Origin of the sequence: Piscinibacter lacus, from assembly GCF_016735685.1 — a bacterium.
Taxonomy (GTDB): Bacteria; Pseudomonadota; Gammaproteobacteria; order Burkholderiales; family Burkholderiaceae_C; genus Aquariibacter; species Aquariibacter lacus.
Genome location: NZ_JAERRA010000002.1, coordinates 682,922 through 709,287, shown reverse-complemented (window position 1 = coordinate 709,287; position 26,366 = coordinate 682,922). Strand labels below are relative to the sequence as shown.

Annotated in this window: 19 protein-coding genes and 1 rRNA gene; 9 read left to right on the top strand and 11 right to left on the bottom strand. The window is 70.6% G+C overall.

Annotated features, from left to right (window positions below; translation table 11 throughout):
* Positions 1-5: 5 nt before the first annotated feature.
* The 3 genes from rrf to JI742_RS13635 all read left to right on the top strand — a co-directional run bounded on the left by rrf (position 6) and on the right by JI742_RS13635 (position 2,723).
* Positions 6-118 (top strand): 5S ribosomal RNA (gene rrf / locus JI742_RS13645).
* Positions 119-255: 137 nt separating this feature from the next.
* Positions 256-1,923: a long-chain-fatty-acid--CoA ligase gene (locus tag JI742_RS13640; protein WP_434057651.1), complete on the top strand. Its 1,668-nt coding sequence runs from the start codon at positions 256-258 to the stop codon at positions 1,921-1,923.
* A 41-nt stretch (positions 1,924-1,964) separates the two neighbouring features.
* Positions 1,965-2,723, top strand: a complete 759-nt coding sequence (locus JI742_RS13635; protein WP_236677035.1) for a 5'-methylthioadenosine/adenosylhomocysteine nucleosidase — start codon at positions 1,965-1,967, stop codon at positions 2,721-2,723.
* Between the two features lie 84 nt (positions 2,724-2,807).
* Here JI742_RS13635 and ppk2 read toward each other — a convergent pair whose 3' ends face one another.
* The 4 genes from ppk2 to JI742_RS13615 all read right to left on the bottom strand — a co-directional run bounded on the left by ppk2 (position 2,808) and on the right by JI742_RS13615 (position 7,391).
* The gene (gene ppk2 / locus JI742_RS13630) at positions 2,808-3,722 is read right to left on the bottom strand and encodes a polyphosphate kinase 2 (RefSeq protein WP_201827863.1); all 915 of its coding nucleotides are present in this window, start codon (positions 3,720-3,722) and stop codon (positions 2,808-2,810) included.
* A gap of 89 nt (positions 3,723-3,811) precedes the next feature.
* Positions 3,812-5,368 carry a M20/M25/M40 family metallo-hydrolase gene (locus JI742_RS13625; protein WP_201827860.1) on the bottom strand — a complete coding sequence of 519 codons (1,557 nt, stop codon included), beginning with the start codon at positions 5,366-5,368 and terminating at the stop codon, positions 3,812-3,814.
* A gap of 84 nt (positions 5,369-5,452) precedes the next feature.
* Positions 5,453-6,766, bottom strand: coding sequence for a tRNA (N6-isopentenyl adenosine(37)-C2)-methylthiotransferase MiaB (gene miaB, locus JI742_RS13620; protein WP_236677101.1), 1,314 nt, complete (start codon positions 6,764-6,766; stop codon positions 5,453-5,455).
* Positions 6,767-6,926: 160 nt separating this feature from the next.
* The gene (locus JI742_RS13615; RefSeq protein WP_201827854.1) at positions 6,927-7,391 is read right to left on the bottom strand and encodes an SET domain-containing protein; all 465 of its coding nucleotides are present in this window, start codon (positions 7,389-7,391) and stop codon (positions 6,927-6,929) included.
* 224 nt (positions 7,392-7,615) lie between these two features.
* Between JI742_RS13615 and JI742_RS13610 the strand changes: the two genes are divergently transcribed.
* The 3 genes from JI742_RS13610 to JI742_RS13600 are packed head-to-tail and all read left to right on the top strand — an operon-like array spanning position 7,616 to position 13,643.
* Positions 7,616-8,896 carry an efflux RND transporter periplasmic adaptor subunit gene (locus tag JI742_RS13610; protein ID WP_201827851.1) on the top strand — a complete coding sequence of 427 codons (1,281 nt, stop codon included), beginning with the start codon at positions 7,616-7,618 and terminating at the stop codon, positions 8,894-8,896.
* A gap of 18 nt (positions 8,897-8,914) precedes the next feature.
* Positions 8,915-12,136, top strand: coding sequence for an efflux RND transporter permease subunit (locus JI742_RS13605; protein WP_201827848.1), 3,222 nt, complete (start codon positions 8,915-8,917; stop codon positions 12,134-12,136).
* Positions 12,129-13,643, top strand: coding sequence for an efflux transporter outer membrane subunit (locus JI742_RS13600; protein WP_201827845.1), 1,515 nt, complete (start codon positions 12,129-12,131; stop codon positions 13,641-13,643). The genes JI742_RS13605 and JI742_RS13600 overlap by 8 nt, the downstream gene beginning before the upstream one ends.
* Positions 13,644-13,697: 54 nt before the next feature.
* On the opposite strand, the gene metW is transcribed toward JI742_RS13600, so the two are convergent.
* Positions 13,698-14,282, bottom strand: coding sequence for a methionine biosynthesis protein MetW (metW, locus tag JI742_RS13595; RefSeq protein WP_201827841.1), 585 nt, complete (start codon positions 14,280-14,282; stop codon positions 13,698-13,700).
* Positions 14,279-15,439: a homoserine O-succinyltransferase MetX gene (metX, locus tag JI742_RS13590; protein ID WP_201827838.1), complete on the bottom strand. Its 1,161-nt coding sequence runs from the start codon at positions 15,437-15,439 to the stop codon at positions 14,279-14,281. The genes metW and metX overlap by 4 nt, the downstream gene beginning before the upstream one ends.
* Before the next feature lie 291 nt (positions 15,440-15,730).
* Here metX and JI742_RS14095 point away from each other — a divergent pair, with 291 nt between their 5' ends.
* Positions 15,731-16,456 (top strand): response regulator, encoded by a 726-nt coding sequence (locus JI742_RS14095; protein WP_201827836.1) that lies wholly within the window; start codon positions 15,731-15,733, stop codon positions 16,454-16,456.
* Positions 16,453-18,540, top strand: coding sequence for a sensor histidine kinase (locus JI742_RS14155; protein ID WP_201827833.1), 2,088 nt, complete (start codon positions 16,453-16,455; stop codon positions 18,538-18,540). The genes JI742_RS14095 and JI742_RS14155 overlap by 4 nt, the downstream gene beginning before the upstream one ends.
* Before the next feature lie 38 nt (positions 18,541-18,578).
* On the opposite strand, the gene JI742_RS13575 is transcribed toward JI742_RS14155, so the two are convergent.
* Positions 18,579-19,205 (bottom strand): glutathione S-transferase N-terminal domain-containing protein, encoded by a 627-nt coding sequence (locus JI742_RS13575; RefSeq protein WP_201828026.1) that lies wholly within the window; start codon positions 19,203-19,205, stop codon positions 18,579-18,581.
* 173 nt (positions 19,206-19,378) lie between these two features.
* Here JI742_RS13575 and purB point away from each other — a divergent pair, with 173 nt between their 5' ends.
* Positions 19,379-20,758, top strand: coding sequence for an adenylosuccinate lyase (gene purB, locus JI742_RS13570; protein WP_201827830.1), 1,380 nt, complete (start codon positions 19,379-19,381; stop codon positions 20,756-20,758).
* Positions 20,759-20,866: 108 nt separating this feature from the next.
* Here purB and JI742_RS13565 read toward each other — a convergent pair whose 3' ends face one another.
* The 4 genes from JI742_RS13565 to JI742_RS13550 form a co-directional block, all read right to left on the bottom strand.
* Positions 20,867-21,835 (bottom strand): tripartite tricarboxylate transporter substrate-binding protein, encoded by a 969-nt coding sequence (locus JI742_RS13565; protein WP_201827827.1) that lies wholly within the window; start codon positions 21,833-21,835, stop codon positions 20,867-20,869.
* Between the two features lie 137 nt (positions 21,836-21,972).
* Positions 21,973-22,269 carry a hypothetical protein gene (locus JI742_RS13560; protein WP_201827824.1) on the bottom strand — a complete coding sequence of 99 codons (297 nt, stop codon included), beginning with the start codon at positions 22,267-22,269 and terminating at the stop codon, positions 21,973-21,975.
* 91 nt (positions 22,270-22,360) lie between these two features.
* Positions 22,361-23,089, bottom strand: coding sequence for a PEP-CTERM sorting domain-containing protein (locus JI742_RS13555; protein ID WP_201827821.1), 729 nt, complete (start codon positions 23,087-23,089; stop codon positions 22,361-22,363).
* Positions 23,090-23,173: 84 nt separating this feature from the next.
* On the bottom strand, positions 23,174-26,335 hold the full coding sequence (locus JI742_RS13550) for an ExeM/NucH family extracellular endonuclease (RefSeq protein ID WP_201827818.1): 3,162 nt from the start codon (positions 26,333-26,335) through the stop codon (positions 23,174-23,176).
* Positions 26,336-26,366 lie beyond the last annotated feature (31 nt).

Genomic DNA, 26,366 nt, shown 5'->3' with positions numbered 1-26,366 from the left:
TTAAGCCTGACGACCATAGCGAGGTGGTCCCACCCCTTCCCATCCCGAACAGGACCGTGAAACACCTCAGCGCCGATGATAGTGCGGATGCCCGTGTGAAAGTAGGACATCGTCAGGCTAATACATTGAAACCCCCGTCCTCCATGAGGTCGGGGGTTTTCTCATTGCCGTTTTCGAATGCGGCGAAGGCGCTGCGGTTTCACCTGATGACGGGATGACTCGGGTTGGGGACAATAGTCCCGTTGCAAGGAGACGATCATGACCGCTGCCTGGCTCAAGCACTATCCCCAAGGTGTTCCGGCTACCATTGATCCTAGTGCCTACGGCTCACTGCTGACACTGATTGACGAGAGCTTTGCCAAGTTCTTAGGCCGTCCGGCCTGTCACTTTCTTGGGCGCAGCTTCAGCTTTCACGATCTTGATGTTCGATCGCGCGCTTTTGCGGCATACCTTCAGTCGCTGGGTTTACAGGCGGGTGATCGCGTTGCCGTGATGATGCCCAATGTTCCGCAGTATCCTGTGGTCGTTGCAGGCATCCTGCGAGCCGGCTGTGTGCTGGTGAACGTCAACCCGCTCTACACCCCGCGCGAGCTTGAGCATCAGCTTCGCGATTCCGGATCGTCAGCGATCGTCATTCTTGAGAATTTCGCAGCGACTTTGCGCGCTGCCAAGCATGCCATTCCGCCGAACCGAGTGGTTCTTGCCGCCATGGGCGATATGCTGGGAGTTGCCAAGGGCGCTGTGGTCAATGCGGTGGTGCGGCACGTCAAGAAGCTCGTGCCGGCTTTCGACTCGACGGGTTTTGTTCGATTCGGTACGGCCTTGCAGCGAGGAGCAGCCCAGCCGTACCAGCGACCTGAGGTTGATGCTGAGGATGTGGCGTTGCTCCAATACACCGGGGGAACCACTGGGGTCAGCAAAGGAGCGGTTCTCAGCCACCGGAACATCATCGCAAATGTTCTGCAATGCGAGGCTTGGTATCGACCGGTCCTTGGTGGGTTGCCTGCCAACGAGCCCTTGTTGACGGTTTGTGCACTGCCGCTTTATCACATCTTTGCGTTTACTGTGAACATGATGCTGAGCCTCCGAGTCGGTGGCGCCAACATTCTGATTCCCAATCCCCGAGACCTGCCTGCGGTGTTCAAGGCGCTCAAGCCGCATCGCTTCCACAGTTTTCCAGCGGTCAATACCTTGTTCGGCGCCTTGGCGCGGCATCCTGAATTCAACACCGTCGATTGGTCGAGCCTGCGTTTGAGCGTCGGGGGTGGCATGGCGGTGACCGCGGGTGTCGCGCAGCTTTGGCTAGAAAAGACCGGCTGTTCGATCTGTGAAGGCTACGGCCTGTCGGAAACCAGCCCGACCGCCAGTTGCAATCCGGTCGATGCCAAGAGCTACACCGGCACGATCGGCTTGCCCCTGCCGTCGACGGAGTTCAAGCTGCTTGACGACGCCGGGCAGGAGGTGGCGCTGGGCGAACCCGGCGAGATCGCGATCCGCGGCCCGCAAGTGATGCAGGGCTATTGGCAGCGGCCAGACGAGACGGCAGCCGTGATGACAGCGGACGGCTTCCTGCGGACCGGCGACATTGGCGTGGCCGATGAGCGCGGCTACTTCAAGATCGTCGACCGCAAGAAGGACATGATTCTCGTCAGCGGCTTCAACGTCTATCCAAACGAGATCGAGGATGTGATGTCGCGCATGCCTGGCGTGCTTGAGTGCGCGGCTGTTGGGGTACCCGACGAGAAATCTGGCGAAGCTGTGCGCTTGGTCATCGTGCGTCAGGACCCCTCCCTCACCGAGGAGCAAGTGCGCACCTACTGCCATGCCAATCTGACCGGCTACAAGCGTCCGCGCCAGATCGAGTTCCGGGCCGACTTGCCCAAGACCCCGGTCGGCAAGATCCTTCGACGCGAGCTGCGCTGATTCATGCGCTCCCGTCGCCCTCGCCCTGTTCAAGGATTGTCATGACCCTGGCCCTGATGGCGGCCATGCCCGAGGAGCTTGCCGCGCTTCTGGCCCAGTTGGACTCGCCGACCGTGCATCACCATGCCGGCCGTGCCTTTCACGCAGGTCGTCTCGAAGGACAGGACGTGGTGCTGGTGCTTTCGCGCATCGGCAAGGTCGCAGCCGCAACCACGGCCACCTTGCTGATCGAGCGTTTCAAGGCGCGGGCGATCGTCTTCACCGGCGTGGCGGGCGGCCTGCATCCGCAGGCTCGGGTGGGCGACATCGTCATCGCCCGCGAGCTGCTGCAGCACGATCTGGACGTCTCCCCCCTGTTTCCGCGGCATGAGGTGCCGCTGACCGGACGCTCCCGCTTCCCGACCGATGCCGAGCTGAGTGATGGCTTGCAGGCCGCCGCGGCCGAGGCTTTGGCGGTCGAGCGGCTGGCGCTGGCCGCCTCGCTGGAGGCCTTGGGCGTCTCGCAGCCGCGCCTGCACGAGGGCCTGATCGTCAGCGGCGATCGCTTTGTCGCCACCGCGGCAGAAAGTCAGGCCTTGCGCCACGAGCTTCCCGATGCCCTGGCGGTCGAGATGGAGGGCGCTGCCCTGGCCCAGGTCTGCCACGACTGCGATGTGCCCTATGCCGTGATCCGCAGCATCTCCGACCGGGCCGACGACGCCGCCCATGGCGACTTCCTGCGCTACCTGGCCGAAGTGGCGGCGCCGATGGCCGCGGCCATCCTGCGTTGCTGGTTGCGTCGCGGTCCGCTGCCAGTCTGAGCACTTGCGCGGCCCGGCTCGACCCGCGCCGGCTCGTTCGGCATCGGCAAGGCAGCCGCTCGGCAGGCCGCCCGGTCCGGCAGTTCAGTAACGCTCAGGCACGATTAGATCCTGCGGCACCGGATGCCGCAGGTAATCCGCATGCCGCACCCGCTGCGGCAATTGGATGGCGGGACGCTCCACCTCGGCATAGGGCATCTGATCCAGCAGATGGGCGATGCAGTTCAGTCGTGCCTTCTTCTTGTCGACGGCTTGCACCACCCACCAAGGCGCCTCGGCGATGTGCGTGCGCTCCAGCATCGCTTCCTTGGCCACGGTGTAGTCCTCCCAGCGGCGCCGGCTTTCCAGGTCCATGGGGCTGAGCTTCCACTGCTTGAGCGGATCCTGGATGCGGGCTACGAAGCGGGCTTCCTGCTCCTCGTCGGTGATCGAGAACCAGTACTTGATGAGCTGGATGCCCGAGCGCACCAGCATGCGCTCGAACTCGGGCACCGAGCGGAAGAACTCCTCGACCTCGGCCTCGGTGCAGAAGCCCATCACCCGCTCGACGCCCGCACGGTTGTACCAACTGCGGTCAAACAGCACGATCTCGCCCGCAGCCGGCAGGTGGGCGGCATAGCGCTGGAAGTACCACTGCGTGCGCTCGCGGTCGTTCGGCGCCGGCAGCGCGGCCACGCGGCAGACGCGCGGGTTCAGCCGCTGGGTGATACGCTTGATCACGCCGCCCTTGCCGGCCGCGTCACGGCCCTCGAAGAGGATGACCACCTTGTGCCGCGTGTGCTGCACCCAGTCTTGCAGCTTGACCAGCTCGCCCTGCAAGCGGAACAACTCCTGGAAGTAGCGTCGGCGTTCGTCGCGGCTTTCCGCGCTGCGGCCGGCGTCGCGGTCGTCGAATTCCAGTTCCAGTTCCTCGTCCAGGCTGTCGAGCCGGTCCAGGAAGAGGCGCTCGGCCAGGTCGGGTTCGGCGCCGGTCGCGCGGTCGTCGTCGGGGCGGGTCATGGTCGGCTTCCTGCGTCCGCGGGACAGGTCGCGGCGTGGACCGGACCCTAAGCGCCTTGCATGACCCGGCCGTGAAAACCGGCCCCCGCTCAGCCCGCCACAGCCTCAGCCTTCGTGCGCGCGAAGGCCGCGATCACCTCGGCGACGCTGGCCGTCAGCCGCTGCGCATAGGGCAGGTGCAGGAACTCGTTGGGGCCATGCGCATTGCTCTTCGGGCCCAGCACCCCGCAGACCATCATCTGCGCCTTGGGGAAGCCCGCCTCCAGCAAGCTCATCAGCGGGATGGTGCCGCCCTGGCCGATGTGGGCATAGGACGCGCCGAAGTGCGTGCGCGAGGCGGCCTCCAGCGCCGCATCCAGCCAGGGCGCGAGCGAGGGCGCATTCCAGCCCGTCGCGCCCCAGCGCGCCGAGCCCTGGCCGTCATCGTCGGGGCCGGCCCGGCCATCGGGCTCGAAGGTGACCCGCGCGTTGTAGGGCGCCTGATCTTCCAGCAGGGCCTTCAGGCGCTGGGCGGCGACATGGCCATCCACGCCCGGCGGCAAGCGCAGGCTGAGCTTGAAGGCGGTGAAGGGCCGCAGCACATTGCCGGCGCTGCGGGTGGCGGGAAAGCCGTCGGCGCCGGTCACGCTCAGCGTCGGGCGCCAGGTGCGGTTGAGCAGCACCTCGGCCGGGTCGGTCGTCACCGGCAGCACGAAGCCGCCGTCGGCGCCGCAGGCCCAGGGGTAGCGCTTCCAGACCTCGGCCCCAAGGATGGCGGCGGCCTGCTGCGCCTGGGCCACCCGCTCGGCCGGGATCGCGACATGGAAGCTCTCGGGCAGCACGCGACCGCTGCCGCTGTCCTCCAGCCGGTCCAGCAGATGGCGCAGGATGCGGAAGCTCGAGGGCACTAGGCCGCTGCCGTCGCCCGAGTGCACGCCCTCGTCCAGCACCTCCACCCGCAGCGTGCCGGTCACGTTGCCGCGCAGGCTGCTGGTCAGCCAGAGCTGCTCGTAGTTGCCGGCCCCCGAATCCAGGCAGACGACGAGCTGCACATCGCCCAGGCGCGGGCGCAGCGCGTCCAGGTAGGCCGGCAGGTCGCCCGAGCCGCTTTCCTCGCAGCTCTCGATCAGGCCCACGCAGCGCGGGTGCGGCAGGCCCTGGGCCTGAAGCGCGGCCAACGCCGTGACGGCGCTGTAGACGGCGTAGCCATCGTCGGCGCTGCCGCGGCCGTAGAGCCGCTCGCCCTGCAGCACCGGCGTCCACGGACCGAGGCCGGTCCTCCAGCCATCGAACTCGGGCTGCTTGTCCAGATGGCCATAGAGCAGCACGGTCGGATCGTCCTGCGCACGCACCGCAGCAGCCGGCGTACTCGCCGCCAGCTCGAAGAAGATCACCGGCGTGCGCGGGCGGCCGTCGGGGCCCGTCAGGCGGACGATCTCCAGCCGCAGGCCCCTCAGACCCTGCGCCTCGACCCAGGTCGACGCGTCGCGCAGCACCTTCTCCAGGTGGCCGTGCTCGGCCCAGTCGGGATCGAAGAGCGGGCTCTTGGCCGGGATGGCGATGTAGTCGCGCAGCGCGGGCACGATGCGCTCGGCCCAGGCGCGGTCCACATGGGCACGCAGGGCCTCGGCATCCGGGGACGGCAGCAGGCGTTCGGGGGCGTTCATGGCATGGGGCTCCGGCAAGTGGCGGCCGTCAGGCCGCCGGGGGATGCGTGCTTCGGGCTTTGGGCTTCAGGACAGAGCCCAGGCTCAGGCGCTGAGCACGGCCTCGCGCGTGGGCAGCTCGGCGCGCAGCGAATGCGGCAGGGCCTGGGTGATGCGCAGGTCCAGCAACTGGCCGACCAGGCGCTGCGGCTGCGGGCCGGGGGCGAAGTTGACGATGCGGTTGCACTCGGTGCGGCCCATCAGCTCGGTCGGGTCCTTGCGGCTCGGGCCCTCGACCAGCACGCGCTGCATGCAGCCGACCAGGGCCTGGCTGCGGCGCTGCGCCTCGGCCTCGATCGCCGCTTGCAGGACTTGCAGGCGCTTGAGCTTCACCTCCGCCGGCGTGTCGTCGGCCAGCGCCGCGGCGGGCGTGCCGGGCCGGCTGCTGTAGATGAAGCTGAAGCTCGCGTCAAAGGCCACCTCCTCGACCAGCTTCATCAGCAGGGCGAAGTCGGCCTCGGTCTCGCCGGGAAAGCCGACGATGAAGTCGCTGCCGATGGCGATGTCCGGCCGCAGCGCGCGCAGGCGGCGCACGATGCTCTTGAACTCCAGCGCGGTGTAGCCGCGCTTCATCGCCATCAGCACGCGGTCGCTGCCGTGCTGCACCGGCAGGTGCACATGGTTGACCAGCTTGTCGCAGCGGCCGTAGAGCTCGATCAGCCGCGCGCTGAACTCCTTGGGATGGCTGGTCGTGTAGCGGATGCGCTCGATGCCCGGGATCTCGGCCACCACTTCCAGCAGGAAGGCGAAGTCGGCGATCTCGGCCGTGCCGCCCATCGGCCCGCGGTAGGCGTTCACGTTCTGGCCCAGCAGCGTCACTTCCTTCACGCCCTGCTCGGCCAGGTGGGCCACCTCGCTCAGCACGTCGTCGAAGGGCCGGCTCACCTCCTCGCCGCGGGTGTAGGGCACCACGCAGTAGCTGCAGTACTTGCTGCAACCTTCCATGATGGAGACGAAGGCGCTGGCGCCCTCCACCCGGGCGGGCGGCAGGTGGTCGAACTTCTCGACCTCGGGGAAGCTGATGTCGACCTGCGGCCGGCGCTGGCTGTCGCGGCGCTTTAGCAGCTCGGGCAGGCGGTGCAGGGTCTGGGGGCCAAAGACCACGTCCACATAGGGCGCACGGTCCAGCAGGGCCGCGCCTTCCTGGCTGGCCACGCAGCCGCCCACGGCAATCTTGGTGCCGCGCGCCTTCAGGTGCTTGACCCGGCCCAGGTCGCTGAAGACCTTCTCCTGCGCCTTCTCGCGCACCGAGCAGGTGTTGAAGAGGATCAGGTCGGCCTGCTCCGGGTCCTGCGTGGGCTCGTAGCCTTCGGCGGCGCGCATCACGTCCACCATCTTGTCCGAGTCGTACTCGTTCATCTGGCAGCCGAAGGTCTTGATGTAGACCTTCTTGCCGGCAGCGGCAGGGGCCTCGGCCACGGGGGCGCTGGCTTCGCGGGGGGTGTCGTCGTTCATCGGGGCCTCGCGGAGGAAACCGTGGATTTTCCGCGAAGCCCGCCGGCCCGGGGGCGGGCCCGGTTCAGATCGCGCCGCGGCAGTTGGGCGCGCCGCAGCCGCAGCGCAACTGGCCGGCGTGGTGCGACTCGCCGTAGTCGGCGGTGATCTCCTCGCCCGGGCTCAGCGCGCGCAGGGCGTAGAACTCCACCCGGCCCTGGCGGATGCGCAGCACCGCATTCGGCGCGCAGCTGTGGTTGACGAAGCGCAGCGGATCCGAGGAGCCCGCTGCGTCGATCGCGTGATGCGCATCGAGCTCGACGATCATGATCCGCGCCAGGCCCTTGGCGCGCCGACGGGCCTCGCGCACGCTGATGCGCTCGCCGCGGATCTCGCCGATCTTGCGCCGCGCCGGCACCGCCTCGTCGGCATAGGCGCCCTGGCCGTCGATGCGGCTCGGCGCCACCCGCACGGCATAGGCGGCCGGGCCGTGGCGGCGCGGCTCGCTCGGGGGCGGCGGGGCGGGCGGCAGGCTGCGCAGTTCGGGCATCGGCCCATCATGCCAAAGCCGCGGCGGCGGGCTGCGCCTCGCTTCGCCGCTGCCGCGCAAGCGGGCCGCGTTTTGGGCTCATGGGGCCTAAGGCCTTTGGGCTGTCACACCTGACTGACCGTTTGGTCATTAAGATTGCTGCACTGCGGGTCAAGGGCCGGGCGCTGTGCGCCGGGCCCCTGCCTCCCCCTTCCGGCCGCCCGGGCCAAAGAAGCTGCACGACCATGACGCCCTCCATCCGTCCCCTATCGTCCGACGCCGGCACCCCCCCCGACGCCAACGCCGACGCCACCACCCAGCCCCTGGGCCGCCGCCCCTGGGCCCTGGCGGCCACGACCACCCTGGTCGCCGTGCTCGGCAGCCTCAGCCTGCTGAGTGGCTGCAGCGAAGGCGTCCAGGCCCAGGGCGGCCCGCCGGGTGCGCCGCCGGTGGCGGTGGCGCCCGCGGTCGAGCGCATGGTGCGTGAGCAGCTCGACTTCACCGGCCGCCTCGAAGCGCCCGAATCGGTCGACATCCGCGCCCGCGTCGGCGGCCCCATCGACAAGGTGCATTTCCGCGACGGCGCGGTGGTCAAGGCCGGCCAGTTGCTCTTCACCATCGACCGCCGCACCTATGCCGCCGAGGTCGCCCGCTTCGAATCGCAGCAGGCGGCCGCCCAGGCCCAGTTCGCCATCGCCCAGGCCGACCTGGGCCGCGCCCAGGGCCTGCTGGAATCGCGCGCCGTCTCGCGCCAGGAGGTCGACCAGCTCGCCGCCGCCGCCCGCACCGCCGAAGCCCAGCTTCGCGCGGCCGAGGCCGCGCTGCAGGGCGCCCGCCTGAACCTGGCCTTCACCGAAATCCGCGCGCCCATCGCCGGCAAGCTCTCGCGCGCCGAGATCACCACCGGCAACCTCGTCGGCCCCGAGCAGGTGCTGACCACCCTGGTCAGCCTGCAGAAGGTCTATGCCTATTTCGACGTGAGCGAGCAGGCCTTCCTGCGCCTGCGCAAGGTGGCCCCGGCGACGCTGCAGGCCCGCATGGGCCTGGCCGACGAGCGCGGCCTGCCGCATGCCGGCGCGGTCGACTTCGTCGACAACCGCCTGAATCCGGCGACCGGCGCGATCCGCGTCCGCGCCGTCTTCGACAACCGCGACGGCCGCTTCGCGCCGGGCCTGTTCGCACGCATCCAGCTCGCGGGTGGCGAGCCGCGCAAGGTCGTGCTGACGCCGGACCGCGCGATCGGCACGGACCAGAGCAAGAAGTTCGTCTACGTGGTCGGCGCGGACAAGATCGCGCAGTACCGCGAAGTCCAGCCCGGCGCGCTGCGCGAGGGCATGCGGGTGATCGAGAAGGGCCTGGCCGCGGGCGAGAAGGTGGTTGTCAGCGGCTTGCAGCGCGTGCGCCCCGGCGCGCCGCTGGAGCCGCTGGAACTGCCGGTCGATGCCAATGGCCTGCCGGTCGAAGCCGCCCCGGGCGCGGCGCCGGCCGCCGCCCCGGCCTCCGCCGCCTCGGCGGCCGGCGCCTGATCTGCCGGAGCCCGCGCCATGGACATCTCACGCTTCTTCATCGACCGGCCGCGCTTTGCCGCGGTGCTGTCGATCATGGTCTTCCTCGTCGGCCTGATCGCGATCTTCCGGCTGCCGATTTCCGAATACCCCGAGGTCGCGCCGCCGCAGGTCGTCGTGCGCGCCCAGTTCCCCGGCGCCAACCCGCGCGTGATCGCCCAGACGGTGGCCACGCCGCTGGAAGAGGCGGTCAACGGCGTCGAGGACATGCTCTATATGTCCTCGCAGGCCACCGCCGACGGCGCGATGACCCTGACCGTCACCTTCAAGATCGGCACCGATGCCGATGCGGCCGAGACCGCGGTGCAGAACCGCGTCAACCGCACGCTGCCGCGCCTGCCCGAGGTGGTACGGCAGATCGGCGTGACGACCGAGAAGAGTTCGCCCAACCTGACGATGGTGGTCCACCTCGTCTCGCCGGAGGACAAGTACGACGCGCTCTACCTGCGCAACTACGCGACGCTCAACATCCGCGACGAGCTGCTGCGCATCCCCGGCATGGGCTCGGTGCAGGCCTTCGGCTCGGGCGACTACGCCATGCGCATCTGGCTGGACCCGGACAAGCTCACCGCGCGCGGCCTGACCGCGGGCGACGTGACCCGAGCGGTCCGCGAGCAGAACGCGCAGGTCGCGGCCGGTGTCGTCGGCGCGCCGCCCGCGCCGCGCGGCACCGAATTCCAGCTCTCGATCAACACCCAGGGCCGGCTCAGCTCGCCCGAGGAGTTCGCCGAGATCATCCTGCGCGTCGACACCCGCGACGGCTCCATCGTCCGGCTCAAGGACGTCGGCCGGGTCGAGCTTTCGTCTAACAGCTATTCGCTGCGCAGCCTGCTGAACAACAAGGAGGCTGCGGCCATCGCCATCTTCCAGTCGCCCGACGCGAATGCGCTGGCGCTGTCGGAGGCGGTGCGCCAGACCATGGAGCGGCTCAAGGCCGACTTCCCGGCCGGCGTGGACTACAGCATCGTCTACGACCCCACCCGCTTCGTGCAGACCTCGATCAACAAGGTCGTGCAGACCCTGATCGAGGCGGTGCTGCTGGTGGTGCTGGTGGTCATCGTCTTCCTGCAGACCTGGCGCGCCTCGATCATCCCGCTGCTGGCCGTGCCGGTCTCGGTGGTCGGCACCTTCGCCGTGCTGCTGGCGATGGGCTTCACCATCAACACCCTGACGCTGTTCGGCCTGGTGCTGGCCATCGGCATCGTGGTCGACGATGCGATCGTCGTGGTCGAGAACGTCGAGCGCAACATCGAGTCCGGCCTCAGCCCGCGCGAGGCCAGCATCAAGGCCATGCGCGAGGTCAGCGGGCCCATCATCGCCATCGGCCTGGTGCTGTGCGCGGTCTTCATTCCGCTGGCCTTCGTCTCCGGCCTGTCGGGGCAGTTCTACCGCCAGTTCGCGGTGACGATCGCGATCTCCACGGTGATCTCGGCCTTCAACTCACTGACCCTGTCGCCTGCGCTCAGCGCCATCCTGCTCAAGGGCCATGACGCCCCCAAGGACTGGCTGACCCGCGGCATGGACAAGGTCTTCGGCGGCTTCTTCGCCTGGTTCAACCGCGTCTTCCAGCGCGGCTCCTCGGGCTACAGCCGGCAGGTCGGCGGTCTGGTGCGGCACAAGGCGGCGGCCCTGGTGGTCTATGCCATCGGCCTGGCGCTGACCGGCTTCCTCTTCACCCGCGTGCCGCCGGGCTTCGTGCCGGCGCCCGACAAGCAGTACCTGATCGGCATCGCCCAACTGCCCGACGGCGCCAGCCTGGACCGCACCGAGGCCGTCATCCGCCGCATGAGCGAGATCGCGCTCAAGGTACCCGGCATCAAGGATTCGGTGGCCTTCCCTGGCCTGTCGATCAATGGCTTCGCGGCCCAGCCGAACGCCGGCATCGTCTTCTTCGGCCTGCACGACTTCGAGGACCGCAAGACCGCCGAGACCCAGCTCCAGGCCATCCTGGGCAACGTCAACGGGGCGATCCAGCAGATCCAGGATGCGCAGATGTTCGTCGTGCCGCCACCCGCGGTGGACGGCCTGGGCAATGCCGGCGGTTTCCGCCTGGAGCTGCAAGACCGCGATTCGGTCGGCGAGCAGGCGCTCTATGCCGCGGTCTGGGGCGCCATCGGCCGCATCTATGCCAACCCGCAGTCCAGCATCGGTCTGACCTACAGCAACTATCAGATCAATGTGCCGCAGCTCTTCGCGGACGTGGACCGCACCAAGGCCAAGCAGCTTGGCGTGAACCTGTCCGACGTCTACGAGACCATGCAGACCTACCTGGGCTCGCTCTACGTCAACGACTTCAACCGCTTCGGCAAGACCTACCAGGTCATCGTCCAGGCCGATGCGCCCTTCCGCAACAAGCCCGAGGACATCGCCGCCCTGCGCGTGCGCAACGACCGCGGCGACATGGTGCCGCTGGGCGCCTTCGTCGACGTGCAGCCCACCTTCGGCCCCTCGGCGGTCAGCCGCTACAACGGCTACTACTCGGCCGACATCAACGGCTCGCCCAAGCCCGGCTTCAGCTCGGGCCAGGCCCAGGCCGAGATGGAGAAGCTGCTCAAGGAGGCGCTGCCGCGCGGCGTCGGCTACCAGTGGACCGAGCTGGTCTACCAGGAAAAGATCGCCGGCAACACCATGGTCCTGATCTTCCCGATCTGCGTGCTGCTGGTCTTCCTGGTGCTGGCGGCGATGTACGAGAGCTGGAAGCTGCCGATCGCGATCCTGCTGATCGTGCCGATGTGCATCCTGTCGGCGCTGACCGGCGTCTGGCTCTCGCGCTTCTGGGGCCAGCCGGGCGACTTCAATCTGTTCACGCAGATCGCCTTCGTCGTGCTCGTCGGCCTGGCATGCAAGAACGCCATCCTGATCGTCGAGTTCGCCAAGGAGCTCGAAGAGCAGGGCGAGAAGGTGCTCGATGCCGTGATCCACGCCTGCCGCATGCGCCTGCGCCCCATCCTGATGACCTCGATCGCCTTCATCGCCGGCGTGACGCCGCTGATCTTCGGCAGCGGCGCGGGCTCCGAGATGCGCCAGGCCATGGGCATCGCCGTCTTCAGCGGGATGATCGGCGTGACGATCTTCGGCATCTACCTGACCCCCGTATTCTATGTGCTGATGCGCGGCCGCGGCCGGGCCATGCCGGTTCGCGCCGGCCATGGCCACGGCCACGGCGCGGACAGCCCGACCGCCGGAGCCTCCCATGACTGAGTCCATCCTGCGCCGCGGTCCCGGCCCCCTGCAGCGCCTGGCGCCGCTGGCCGCTGCCGCCCTGCTGGCTGCCTGCACCACCGTCGGCCCGGACGCCAAGCCGCCCGTCACCCGCCTGCCGGCCGGCTTCACCCAGGCCGGTGCCGCGGCGGCGCCCAACACCCAGGCCGTCGACCCGGCCCGCATCGCCCGCTTCTGGCGCGGCTTCCAGGACCCGGTGCTCGACGGTCTCGTCGAGCAGGCCCTGGCCGCCAACCCCGAGCTGCGCCTGGCCCTGGCCCGCTTGCAGGAGGCCCGCGCCGGCCTGCGCGAGGCCGAGGCGGCGCAGCGCCCCAGCGGCGGCATTGATGCCGGCGCGAACCGTACGGTCATTCCCTTGACCCAGGCGCAGGGCCTTTCACGCGAGGCCCGCACCGGCAACATCCTGAACGCCGGCTTCGTCGCAAGCTGGGAGCTGGATTTCTTCGGCGGCCTGGCCCGCAGCCGCGAGGCGGCCACCGCCACCGTCGCGGCCAGCGAAGCCGGCTTGCAGGCGGTGCAGGTCTCCCTGGTGGCCGAGCTGGCGGGCAGCTACCTCAGCCTGCGCGGCCTGCAACAGCGCCTGATCGCGACCGAGGAGGCCCTGCGCGCCCAGCGCGCCTCGGTCGAGCTGCTGCGCCTGCGCAGCGAGGCCGGTCGGGCGAGCGATCTCGACCTGGCCCGCGCCCGCGGCCTGCTGGCCGGCACCGAGGCAGCCCTGCCCGCGCTGCGGGCCGGCATTGAGCGCCAGGCCTTCCGCATCGCCACCCTCAGCGGCCAGGCGCATGGCGAGCTGCTGGCCCGGCTGGCGTCGCCGGCCCCGCTGCCCGCCCTGCCGCTGACCGACCTCGGCGCGCTGCCGGTCGGCACGCCGGCCGCCTGGCTGCAACGCCGGCCCGACCTGATCGCCGCCGAGCGCGAGCTGGCCGCCGCCACCGCCCGCATCGGCGTGGCCACGGCCGATCTCTTCCCCAAGGTCTCGCTCTCGGGCCTGCTGGGCCTGAATGCCGCCACCGTCAGCGGCCTGGCCCGGGCCGGGGCGGGTGTCTACAGCCTGGGGGCGGGCCTGCAATGGGCGCCCTTCGATTCGGGCGCGCTGCGCGCCCGCATCGCCGCGGCCGAGGCGCGCAGCGCCCAGGCCCTGGCGCGCTACGACCAGGCCGTGGCCGCCGCGCTGGAAGAGACCGAGGCCGCCTTCAGCGACTACAGCCGCGGCAGCGAGCGCGTGCAGCGCCTGGCCGAGGCCAGTCGCCAGAACCAGGAGGCCCTGCGCCTGGCGACGCTGCGCCACGACGCCGGCATCGACGACTACCTGAGCGTGCTCGATGCCCAGCGCGAGGCCCTGGCCAGCCGCGAGGCCGAAACCGCCGCCCGCACCGAGGTGGCGACCGCCCTGGTCAGCGTCTACCGCAGCCTGGGTGGCGGCTGGGATGCCGCCAGCCTGCCGGGGGCCGCGCCGCAGGCGGCCGCGCCCGCGGGCGGGCGCTGAGCCGCCGCATGCGAGCGGCCCACGGCGCCCCGGCGCCCGGCCGGCCGTGGCAGCTCAGCCGCGCTCGAAGCTGAAGACCGCGGTCGGCGCGCGCAGATTGGGCCGCCAGTCGATGCGCCGGCCGCCGTCGAGCCCGAAGGCCTCGCGCAGCCGCAGCCCCTGCTGGCGGGCGAGGATCTCGAACTCCGCGAAGGTGCCGACCCGGATGTTGGGCGTGTCGTACCACTGGTAGGGCAGGGCCCGGGTCACCGGCATGCGGCCGGCCAGCACCCGCAGCCGGTTCGGCCAGTGCGCGAAGTTCGGGAAGCTGACGATGCCGATGCGGCCGACCCGCACCGTCTCTTGCAGCATCAGCTCGGTGCGGCGCAGGTGCTGCAGGGTTTCGAGCTGGAGCACCACATCGAAGGCGTTGTCCTGGAACAGCGACAGGCCTTCGTCCAGGTTGCGCTGGATCACGTTGACGCCGCGGGCCACGCAGGCCTCGACCTTGGCATCGTCAAGCTCAATGCCGTAGCCGGTGCAGCCGCGCGTCTCGCGCAGCAGGGCCAGCAGGCTGCCGTCGCCGCAGCCCAGGTCCAGCACATGGGCGCCGGCCGGCACCATGCGGGCGATCTGTTCGAAGTCTCCGCGCGGATTCATGCCTGCAACTCCTTCGCGCCCGACAGGCTCCGGGCCATGCGGTCGAACCACTGGCGCAGCACGCCGTGGTAGCGCGGGTCCTCCATCAGGAAGGCGTCGTGGCCGTGCGGCGCATCGATCTCGGCGTAGCTGACCTCGGCCCGGTTGTCGAGCAGGGCCTTGACGATCTCGCGCGAGCGCTGCGGCGTGAAGCGCCAGTCGGTCGTGAAGCTGACGACCAGGAACTTGGCCCGCGCCGCGGCCAGCGCCCGGCGCAGCGAGCCGCCGTGGGCGCGCGCCGGGTCGAAGTAGTCGAGCGCGCGGGTGATCAGCAGGTAGGTGTTCGCGTCGAAGTACTCGCTGAACTTGTCGCCCTGGTGGCGCAGGTAGCTCTCGACCTGGAACTCGATGCCCTGGGTCGTGTAGGCCAGGTGGCCGTTGCGCAGCTCGCGGCCGAACTTGCTGGCCATCACGTCGTCGGACAGGTAGGTGATGTGGCCGATCATCCGCGCCACGCGCAGGCCGCGCTTGGGCACCGTGCCGTGGCTCAGGTAGTGGCCTTCGTAGAAGTCGGGGTCGGTCACGATGGCGCGTCGCGCGACCTCGTTGAAGGCGATGTTCTGCGCCGACAGCGCCGGGGCCGAGGCGATCACCGCCGCATGCCGGACCCGCTCCGGGTACTGCACCGTCCAGGCCAGGGCCTGCATGCCGCCCAGGCTGCCGCCGATCACCGCGGCCAGGGTGTCGATGCCCAGGGCATCGAGCAGCCGGGCCTGCGCATCGACCCAGTCCTCCACCTGCACCACCGGGAAGTCGGCGCCCCAGGGCTGGCCGGTGGCCGGGTTCGGATGCGTCGGCCCGGTCGAGCCGAAGCAGGAGCCCGGGTTGTTCATGCAGATCACGAAGAAGCGCCGCGTGTCCAGCGGTTTGCCCGGGCCGATCAGGTTGTCCCACCAGCCATTGCTGCGTGCCACGCCGGCGTGGGTGCCGGCGGCATGGTGGCTGGCGTTCAGGGCATGGCAGACCAGCACCGCGTTGTCGCGCGCGGGGCTGAGCGTGCCGTAGGTCTCGTAGACCAGGTCGACCGGCGCCAGCGAGGCCCCGCTGCGCAGCAGCAGGGGGCTGTCGAGCCGGAGGGTCCGGGGCGTCACCTCGCCCACGCTGCTCGGGAAATCCACGGTGTTCAGGCGTCCAGAAAAACGAAAACCCGGCGTCGCTGCGCTAGCGAGGCCGGGCGGTGCTGGGATCGCGGCCCCTGTTTAGCTGCATTTCTTGAGCGCCCGCAAGCCGGAACAAATCGGCGCTGTGCTTTGAGTTTAGCCGCAGCCCCGCGGGGCTGTCCGCCGCCGCGCGGGGCTGGCGTGCCGGCCCGGCCGCGCGACGCGACAATCGCGGCTTTCACGTGGGGAGTCCGTCGCGCATCGCGAGGGCAGGGGGCCCGACGCGCGAGAACCATACGAGGAGTCAAGGTGCTGACGGTTTACCTGGTCGAAGACGATCCCCTGATTGCCCAGCATGTGCGCGAGGCTCTGAACCAGACGGCCCGCCTGCGCTGCGTCGGCCATGCCGCCCGGCTGGCGCAGGCGCGCGAGGAGCTGCCCAGCCTGCGCCCCGATGTGCTGCTGTCCGACCTGGGCCTGCCCGATGGCGACGGCACCGAGCTGATCGCCGAGCTCAGCGCCGCCCCGGCCATCGAGGGCGTCTGGCATCCGCACATCCTGGTCTTCTCGGTCTTCGGCGACGAGATCCGCGTGCTGCGCGCGATCGAGGCGGGTGCCGACGGCTACTTCCTCAAGGGATGCACGACCGAGGAGCTGGTCGTCGCCGTCGAGCAGGCCGCGCGGGGCGAATCGCCGATCTCGCCGGCCATCGCGCGGCAGTTGCTCAAGCGCTTCGAGGGCCGTGCCGAGCCGGCACCGGTCGAACCGGCGCCGCCCGATGCCCTGGACCTGCTCGGCCTGGACACCGACCCCGGCTTCGACACCGGCCTGGGCCTGGACGGCCCCCTGGTCGCCAGCCGGCATGAGGTGACGGCCCTGGAGGTGCAGGTGCTGCGCCTGGTCGCCCAGGGCTTCGTGCCCGAGGAGATTGCCGAGCGCCTCGGCCTGAGCGAGCGCGGTGTGGCGCTGGAAGTGCGCAACGTCTACCGCAAGTTGCAGCTCAGCCAGCGCACCGACCGCCACGCCGGCCGGTGAAGCGCATCGCGCGTCGGCTGGCCGGCTTGCTGCTGGCCTGCATGCTGGCGGCCTGCAGCGGCTTGGCCGAGCCGCTCGGGCCGCTGGTGCAGGAAGTCGATCGCGCAACCCTGCTGCTGCCCGGCGAGCCGCCGCGCGAGACCCGCCTGCCCGATGCCTGGGAGCGCAGCGCACCGCTGCGCGAAGGCGGCGTGCGCTACCGCATCGACCTGGAACAGGCCGCGCTGGAGGCCGGCCCGGCGGCGCTCTTCATCCCGCGCGTCGGTTTGGTGCTGCGGGTGGTGCTCAATGGCGAGCCCATCGCCCAGTTCGGCAGCACCCAGCGCCAGCCCCTGCCCGATGTCTCGCAGCAGCCCATCCTGGTGGCCCTGCCGCCGGCCCTGCTGCGCAGCCGCGGCAATGTGCTGGAGCTGGAGGTGCACGGCGAGCCGCGCCGCGAAGCCGGCCTGTCGCGCCTCTGGGTCGGCCCGCTGGAATTGCTGGAGCCGCGCCATGTGGCCCTGGGCCAGTTGCAGAGCCGCGGCGCCTGGGCGGTGGGCGCGGCCGCCGCGGTGATGGGCGCGCTGGCCCTGCTGCTGGCCTCGCGCGTGCGGCATTTCGGCTACGCCTGCTTCGGCGTCGGCAGCTTGCTGTGGGCCTGGCGGGTGACGGCCTTCGAGCCGGGCGGCAGCGAGGCCTGGTCGCCCATCCTGGCCGTGCTCTTCCAGGTGTCCTACCCCTGGTTCGTCGTGCTGATGAGCTTGTATGCCCTGGCCGTGGTGGGCCGCGACGGACCGCGCGCGCGCCAACTGCTGGCCGGCTGGGCGGTGGTGGCCCTGGTGCTGACCGTGCTGGGCTGGCTCAGCGTGCAGCCCGGTCTGCGCACCGCGGTGCTGGCGGGCAGCCAGGGGGTGTTGATCCTCGTCGGCGGGGCGCTGATCCTGCGCGCCGCACGCGACCGCCAGCTCGCCGCCGTGCTGCTTGCCGTGGCGGCCCTGGCCTGCCTGGTGGTCGGCGCCCGCGATCTCTGGGTCTTCCGGGTGATGTACGACTACGGCGCCGTGTCCTGGGGCCGCTACACCATCCTGGCCCTGCTGGCGGTGCTGGCCTGGACGGTGGTCGATGACTTCGCCCATTCGGCCCGCGGCCTGCAGGCGCTCAACCGCAACCTGGCCGAGCGGGTGGCGCAGAAGGAATCCGAGCTGGCCCGGGCCTTCGACGGCGCGCGCGAGCGCGAACGCGAGCAGGCCACCCGCGCCGAGCGCGACCGCATCCTGCGCGAGATGCACGACGGCCTAGGCGGTCGCCTGGTCGCCGCCATGGCCCTGACCCAGCAAGTGCAGCGGGTCGAGACGGCCGAGACGACCCCGCCGACCGGCAGCCGCCTGCCCGCTGAAACCGGCCCGCCGCCGCCCGCCGAGACCCTGCGCGAGCTGCGCGCCGCGCTGGACGACTGCCTGGTCGAGCTGCGGCTGGCGCTGGATTCCCTGGAAACCGACCGTCGCCCGCTGGTCGAGGCCCTGGCCGAGCTGCGCTTCCGGGTCGAGCCCTCACTGCGCGCGGCCGGCATCCGCCTGGTCTGGCAGCCCAGCGATGCGGTGATCGACTGGTCGCTGCCAGCCACCGACACCCTGCAGGTGCTGCGCATCGTCCGCGAGGCCCTGACCAATGTCATCAAGCATGCCCAGGCCAGCACCGTGTGGCTGCGCCTGGCGCCGCTGCCGCCGGAATCGCCTGAACTGCCCGAGGCCTCGGCCCGGCTGCCGAGCGAGGCGCCTTCCGAGCGAGTCCTCGCCCCCTGGACCGAGGGCGCCCGGCCCGAGGCCGACCGCGACATCGATCCGCCGGAGACCGGGGCCGCGCCCGAAGCCGAGACCGAGCCGGCGCCCTCGCTCGGCGTCTGCCTCAGCGTGATCGACAACGGCCTGCAACGCCGCCAGCTCGCCGAAGGCAGCGACCTGCCGCACTTCGTGCCCGAAGGCCTGCACAAGGGCCGGGGCCTGGCGAACATGGAGCGGCGCGCCGCCGCCCTGGGCGCCCGCCTGAGCAGCGGGCCATCCGAAGAAGGCTGGGCGGTGGAGCTGCGCCTGCCGCCGCGCGGCTGAACAAGCCGCATGCCGCGCCGGGGCGCGGTGCCGGCGGATCAGGCGGCCGGCGGCGCGGTGTCGATGAAGCTTGGCCGCTGGGCCAGCTTCTCGAAGAGCTTGCCCAGGTTGGGATGGCGGTCGCGCCAGTCGATTTCCGGATTGCGGAAATCGAGGTAGCCCAGCGCGCAGCCGACCGCGATGTCGGCCAGGCCCAGGTGGGTGCTGCCGCCGATGCACCAGGGCCGGTCGCCCAGGCCCTGGCTCATGGCCTTGAGCGACGCATGCACCTTACCCATCTGCCGGTCGATCCAGGCTTGCGAGCGCTCGGTCTCGCTGCGGCCGGGCCAGGTGGCTTCCAGCCGGGCCGACACCGCGGCATCGAGCAGGCCGTCGGCCAGGGCTTCCCAGGTGCGCACCTCGACGCGCTCGCGGCTGGCCGCGGGCAGCAGCTTGCCCACCGGCGACAGGGTGTCGACGTATTCGACGATGACGCGGGAATCGAAGATGGCTTCGCCCCCTTCCATCACCAGGCAGGGCACCTTGCCCAGGGGGTTGGCTTCGCTGATCGTGCTGTCTTCGGCCCAGACGTTGTCTTGCACGAACTTGTAGTCGAGCTTCTTCTCGGCCATCACGACACGCACTTTGCGGACGTAGGGGCTGGTGAGGGAACCGATCAGTTTCATGGGAAGGCAGAGGGCGGCGATGGCGGATGCCAGGGTCCATTTCATTCTGCCATTCAGCCTGACGGCAAGCCGACGCCGCTGTCTCCCTGGGCCCACGCCCGGCCGGGGGATGCGCCGCCTAAACTTGCGGGTTGTCCCGGCTTGTGCCGGCCTGCTCCTTGTCACCGCCTGTCATGACCTCCACCCCCGCCCTCAGCGCCCTGACCGCCCTGTCGCCGCTTGACGGCCGCTACGCCGGCAAGCTGGCTGCGCTGCGTCCGCTGCTGTCCGAGTTCGGGTTGATGCACCGCCGCGTGCAAGTGGAGGTGGCCTGGTTCATCGCCCTGTCCGATGCGGGCCTGCCCGAGCTGAAGCCGCTCTCCGCGAAGGCGCGCGCTCACTTGCAGGCCTTGGTCAAGGGTTTTGCCGAGGCCGACGCCCAGGCCATCAAGGACATCGAGAAGACCACCAACCATGATGTGAAGGCGGTCGAGTACTGGCTGAAGGCCCAGTTCGCCGGCCAGGCCGAGCTGGAAGCGGCGGCCGAGTTCGTGCACTTCGCCTGCACCAGCGAGGACATCAACAACACCAGCCACGCGCTGATGCTCCACGCCGCCCGCGGCGAGGTGCTGCTGCCCGCGCTGGACGGCCTGATCGCCACCCTGGCCGGCCTGGCCCGCAGCCACGCGGCGCTGCCCATGCTCAGCCGCACCCACGGCCAGACGGCCAGCCCCACCACGGTCGGCAAGGAGATCGCCAACGTCGTCGCCCGCCTGGCCACTGCGCGGGCGCGCATCGCCGCCGTGCAGCCGCTGGCGAAGATGAACGGCGCGGTCGGCAACTACAACGCCCACCTGGCCGCCTACCCCGAGATCGACTGGGAGGCCTTCGCCCGCGGCGTGGTCGAGCAGCAGCTCGGCCTGGTCTTCAACCCGCACACCATCCAGATCGAGCCGCACGACTGGATGGCCGAGCTGTTCGACGCCCTGACCCGCGCCAACACCATCCTGATCGACTTCTCGCGCGATGTCTGGGGCTACATCAGCCTGGGCTATTTCAAGCAGAAGCTCAAGGCGGGCGAGATCGGCAGCAGCACGATGCCGCACAAGGTCAACCCCATCGACTTCGAGAATGCCGAAGGCAACCTCGGCCTGGCCAATGCCCTGCTCACCCACCTGAGCCAGAAGCTGCCCATCAGCCGCTGGCAGCGCGACCTGACCGATTCCACCGTGCTGCGCAACATGGGCGTGGCCCTGGGCTATGCCCTGCTGGCCTGGGACAGCCTGGCCCGCGGCCTGGGCAAGCTGGAGGTCAACGAAGCCGCCCTGGCCGCCGACCTGGACGCTGCCTGGGAGGTGCTGGCCGAGCCCATCCAGACGGTGATGCGCCGCCACGGCCTGCCCCAGCCCTATGAGCAGCTCAAGGCCCTGACCCGCGGCAAGGCCATCACCGCCGAGACCCTGCGCGACTTCATCGCGGGCCTGGACCTGCCGGCCGAGGCCAAGGCCCGCCTGCTCGCCATGAGCCCCGGCAGCTACACCGGCCTGGCCGAGGCGCTGGCGCGCCGGGTCTGAAGCCGGCGGCCGCCGCCGCAGCCCCAGCAAAAAGGCCACCCGAGGGTGGCCTTTTTGCATCCGGCAGGGGCCGGCGGGCCGAGCGGCTCGCCGGACGCGGACGATCGATCAGTCGGCGTACTGGCCGGCGGCCTTGATGACCGGCGACCACTTGGCGATCTCGGCCGCGACGAAGGCCTTGTGCTCGGCCGGGTTCACGCGGTTGTCGGTGACGATGACCGCACCCAGCGCCTCTTCGCGCTTCTGGAACTCGGCATCCTTCAGGGCCACCTTCAGTGCGGCATTGACCTTGTCCAGCACCGCCTTGGGCGTGCCCTTGGGCGCATACAGGCCGTGCCAGATGCTGACGTTGAAGCCCTTCAGGCCGGCTTCGTCCAGGGTCGGCAGGCCCTTGAGCGAGGGCGTGCTCAGGCGCTGCGGCGTGGTCACGGCATAGGCCTTGACCTTGCCGCCTTCGATCTGCGCGGTGGTGTTGGTGGTCTGGTCGCACATCAGGTCGACCTGGCCGCCGATCAGGTCGGTCATGGCCGGGCCGGTGCCCTTGTAGGGCACGGTGGTCATGTCGATCTTGACCGTGCTCTGGTAGATCAGGCCGCAGAGGTGCGATGCCGAACCCAGGCCGGCATTGGCCAGGTTGACCTTGCCCTTGTTGGCCTCCAGCCACTTGCCCAGTTCGGCATAGGTGGCCACCGGCAGCGTGGGCTTGCCGATCAGGGTCATCGGCACCTCGTTGATCAGGCCGAGGTACTCGAAGTCGTCCTGCACCTTGTAGCTGAGGTTGCGGTACAGGGCCGGCGCGGTCGCCATGCCGATGTGGTGCAGCAGCAGGGTGTAGCCGTCGTTGGCGGCCTTGGCCACGCGGCCGGCGCCCAGGGTGCCGCCGGCACCGCCGACGTTCTCGATCACGATCGTGGCGCCCAGCGGCTTGCGCAGCGCTTCGGCCAGGTCGCGGGCGACCTTGTCGGTCGGGCCGCCGGCCGCGAAGGGCACGACGATGGTGATGGGCTTTTCCGGGTACTCCGCCAGGGCGGCACCGGCGGCCAGGGTGGCACTCAGGGCAATCAGCAGCTTCTTCATCGCGAACTCCTTGTCAGGCGCGACCTCTGCCGGCCGCGGTGCCGCGATGCTAGGGGCCGGCCTGCGCGCCGGTTCAACGGGAACTACGTAAGGCCAAGCCCGGGGTGGGCCGCCCGGGCGCGGGTTCGTTCACGCTTTCAGTCCTCGTCGGACCAGCGCTCGACCTGGCGCAGCGTGTCCTCGATCCAGTGCCGCACCATGGCGCCATCGCTCAGGGTGCGGAGCTGCCAGTCGCTCGAGCGCATCGGGTGCTTGGCCACCCGCGCGCGGATCACCGCGCCGTCCACCGCGATCTCCACCGCCGGCTGGCCGCGCCAGTCGAACCGGGCCGCGCCGCGCTCGGTCAGGCTGCGCTTCTCGCGCAGCGCGCGGCGGATGCGCTCGACGCTGGAGCTGGCGCTGAACGGGGGCGGGGCGAAGAAGTCGTCGCTCATCGGTGTCTCCGGCGGCGGCCGTCCGGCCGCCCATGGGCCGGGATTCTGTCGGAAGCCCGGCCCGCCGGGGCCAGCCGCCGCCGGCCCGCGCTCAGCGGCGGCGGCTGCGGCGCTGCGCGGTGAAGCCGATCGCGGCAAGGCCCGCGGCCATCAGCGCCCAGCTCTTGGGCTCGGGCACCGGAGCGGCCAGGCGCACGGCATCGATGCCCAGGCGGGTGCTGCCCAGGGGGTCGAGCACGTCGATCACGCCGAAGGCCAGGCGATGGTTGCCTGCGCCCAGCACGGTGCTGAAGCTGCCGCTGCCCGGGCCGCCGAGCGTGCTGAGCACGCCGTTGATCAGCACGAAAGCCTGGTCGCCGTCGGCCTGGCCGGCCAGCGGGTCGGCGCTGTCGATCACCCAGTCGAAGTGCAGCACGGTGGGCGCCAGGGTGACGAAGTCCTGCAGCAGGGCCGAGCCCTCGATCGCGAAGATGAAGTTGGCCGGATCCGGGTCCAGCGCGCCGATCGTCAGGCCCAGCCCCTCTTCCAGGCCGCCGGGCTGGCCCACCGCCAGCGGCTCCAGGCCGCTGAGGTTGAGCGCGCCGGCAGCCTGCGTCGCATCGTCGACCAGGCTGGCCGAGGCATTGCCGATCCAGGCGATCTGGCTGCCCTCGGTGGCCAGGGGCGAGGCCAGGGCGGCGGCATCGCCCAGCACCGTCCAGCCATTCAGGCCGGCTTCGAAGCTGCCGTTGAGCGGGGCGGCCTGGGCGGCCGGCAGGGCCAGGCCCAGGGCCAGCAGCAGGGCGGCAGGGCGCAGGTCGGACAGGCGGGGGATGAACATGGGCAACTCCAGAAAGGCGGGCCGCCGGAGGGGCTCCGGCGGCGGCGCGAAAGAAAAGGGGCGTGAAGGTCGGCCGGGCCGGGCTCAGAGGCCCAGGTCGCGACGCGGCTGGATCTGGCTGCTGTTCACGCCAGGCAGCAGCATCAGCAGGCTGGCGCGGGCCGGGCCGGCGCGGCCGTCGGCATCGAAGAGCAGGCCCAGGCCGCGGGCGTTGTCCTGCAGCAGCACATGGCCGCTGGCGAGCAGGTCGTGCCCGCCCAGGCCCAGGCTGGCGACCAGCTCGGCCAGCTCGATGCGGTCCACGCCGGGCGTGAAGTCCAGCACCGTGTCGCCGGCTTCGCGCAGGTTGCGGATCACGAAGACATCGGCACCCGGGCCGCCCTGCACACTGTTGGCGCCCGGGCCGGCGACGATCACATCGTCCCCGGTCGTGCCGTTGACGCTGCCGCGCGCCGCCGTCGCCACCAGGGCCGGCGCCAGGTTCAGGCCGACCAGGACCGGGTCGTGGTCCGAGGCGCGGAAGGGCGTGGGGCTGTAGCGGTCGTCGGGCTTGAACTCGGTGTTGTAGTCCAGCACCGAGGGCTCGTCGGCATTGATCGCCCACTCGTCGGCCTTGACCACCCGGGCGGCCAGGGCCGGCGTGCTCAGGGCATGGTCGAGCCGGCCGGCGGCGCCATCGAAGACGAAGGAGTAGCCGAAGGCCTTGTCGCGGCCGATCTCGTCGACCAGGCCGGCGGCGCGCAGGGTGGCGATCGGGTCTTCCTGGGCATAGGCATTCAGGTCGCCCAGCACCATCAGCTCGGGCGTGGCCGGCACATCGCTGCGGGCCGCCTGCAGGCGGTTGATGAAGCCCAGCAGCGCGCGGGCCTGGGCCACCCGGGTCGCGTTGAAGCAGCCCTGGCCGTCGCCCTGGTCCAGGTCGGCCCCGCTCGCGCCGTCGCAGCCCTTGGACTTGAAGTGGTTGACCACCACGGTGAAGCGGCTGCCGGCGGCCGTCTGGAAGGTCTGCGCCACCGGCGGCCGGTTGTGCACCGCCGCGGGGTCGCTGAGCGAGGCGCCCACCGGGCCGAGCCGGGCCGGCTTGTAGATCAGCGCCGTCTTGATCGCATCGGTGCCGGTGCCGCTGGCCGGATCGGCCACGGCGGCATAGACCGGGCCGCCCAGCTCGGTGTTGAGCGCATCGACCAGGCGGTTGACTGCCGTCATGCCGTTGTTCTGCAACTCGATCAGGCCCAGCACATCGGCATCCAGGGCCTTGATCGCCGCGACCAGCTTGGCCTGCTGGCGGTTGAATTCGTCCAGGTTGCTCGCGCCGCGGCAGTTGCCGGCGCTGACCGAGCTGCCCAGGCTGCAACCCTGGCCGCTGGCGCCGTCGGCGGTGCGGCCGTTGGTGAAGGTGGTGAAGTAGTTCAGCAGGTTGAAGCTGGCCACGCGGTGGCTGCCGCCGACGACCGGCGGCTGGCTGCTGCGCGGGTTGGCGCGGCTGAAAACCGGCATCACCGTGGGCTGCAGGCGGTAGCCCGACAGGCCGGTGGTGCTGGCGGTGTAGAGGCCGAAGTCGATCACGCCGGTGAGTTGCGGCGTGGTGTCGCCGGCGCGCACGGTGGCGTCTTCGCCCAGGTAGGGAATGGGGTTGGGGTTCTGCAGGCTGCTGCTGTCGTCCAGCAGCAGGGTGCGGCGGGCATTGGATTCGGCCAGGGCCTGCGCCTCGGGGCCGGGGCGGTGGCGGTTGGTCGGCGTTTCCACGCGATCGCCGGCGGCCACGGTCATCTGACCGAAGCGGCCGAGGAAGAAGTTCTGGCTGACGGTGATCGGGCCGCCGACGGTGACCAGCATGCCCTCGACCCGCTCCAGCAGATCGCCACCTTGGGTGGCCAGGTCGATGGCGACGGGGGCCGGCAGCGCGGCCGTGCCCAGCTTGACCACCGTCGGGCTGCCGCCGATCTCGGTCAGCGGCCGGGCCTCGGCCGCCGGGTTGGCGCCGCTGCCGCTCACGTCGAACTCGATCACCGAACCGCTCACCCGCACGCGGTCGCCGGCGACCACCGTCGGGGCGCTGCTGGTGAAGACGAAGACGCCGTCCGAGCTGAGCGGGTTGCCGTCGCCGACCGGGTCTTGCAGGAAGAAGCCGTTGTTCAGCACCTTGGTCACCACGCCCTCGGTGCTGACCGTCTGGCCCGCCAGCGGGCTGCGCGCGCCGGTGCCCTGGATGCTGGGGATCGGGGTCAGCGCCGCGGCCGGCGCCTCGACGGTGACGGTGGCCGTGCAGTTCGCCGTCTGGCTCTCGTCGTTGGACCAGCTCAGCTCCACCGGGTAGCTGCCCGCGGCCAGGCTGGCCGAGGCGCTGAGGGTGACGCTGGCGGTGCCGCCTTCGCCCGTGGCCGGGGTGAGCGTGCCCAGGCTCAGGCCGGACGGCAGGCTGCCGACCACGCGGACGGCGTTCACCACGCTGTCCGGATCGCTCGCCGTCTGGGCCGCGCTGCCGGCCTGGCCCTGGACCAGGCTGAGGGCCATGCAGACCGGCGCGATGGGCTGGTTCAGCGGCGGCGGGGTGACGCTGCAGGGGTTCAGCGGCGAGGCGCTGTTGCGCGGCGCGGGCAGGGCGGCGGTGAAGTCGTTGCCGTTGTGGTTGCTGTCGGTGCAGCCGCCCATGGCGCGGAAGGCCGCGCGGGTCGCGCTCAGCGCCGGGGCGGCGGCGCCGCCTTCGAAGTAGTTGGCATTGCCATAGCCCACCGCATCGGCAATGCGCGCGAGCTGGGCGGCATTGCAGGGGCTGCTGGCCGCGCTGCCGCCATTGCAGGCCAGGCCGCTGGCCGTGCCGCTTGCGTCGGGCGCCACCAGCACGAACTTGCCATTGGCTGCGGCGGCGGCGATGGTGCCTTCCTTGTCCGGCGTGGGCAGGGCCGCGCCGTTGGCGCCGCCGGCCAGGCTCAGCAGCAGGTACTGGCCGGGTTGCAGCATCGCGCCGGGCAGGGCCAGCGGGCTGTTGCTGGCGAAGTTGCCGGTGCCGGTGGACGAGGCGTATTGCAGCGACCAGCCTTCCAGGCTGACCGCGCTGCTGCCGCGGTTGAAGATCTCGACATAGTCCTTGTTCAGCGTCGCGCCGCTGTTGCCGCCGCCGCCATAGACCTGGCTGATGACCAGGGCGGGCAGGCTCTGGGCGGCCACGGGGCCGCCCAGCAGGGCGGCGAGGGCCAGGGCCAGGGGGGCGAGCCGCGGGCGGGCCGGGCGGGCGAATCGGGACATGGTGGGCATTCCGGGGACGGCAAGACGGGCT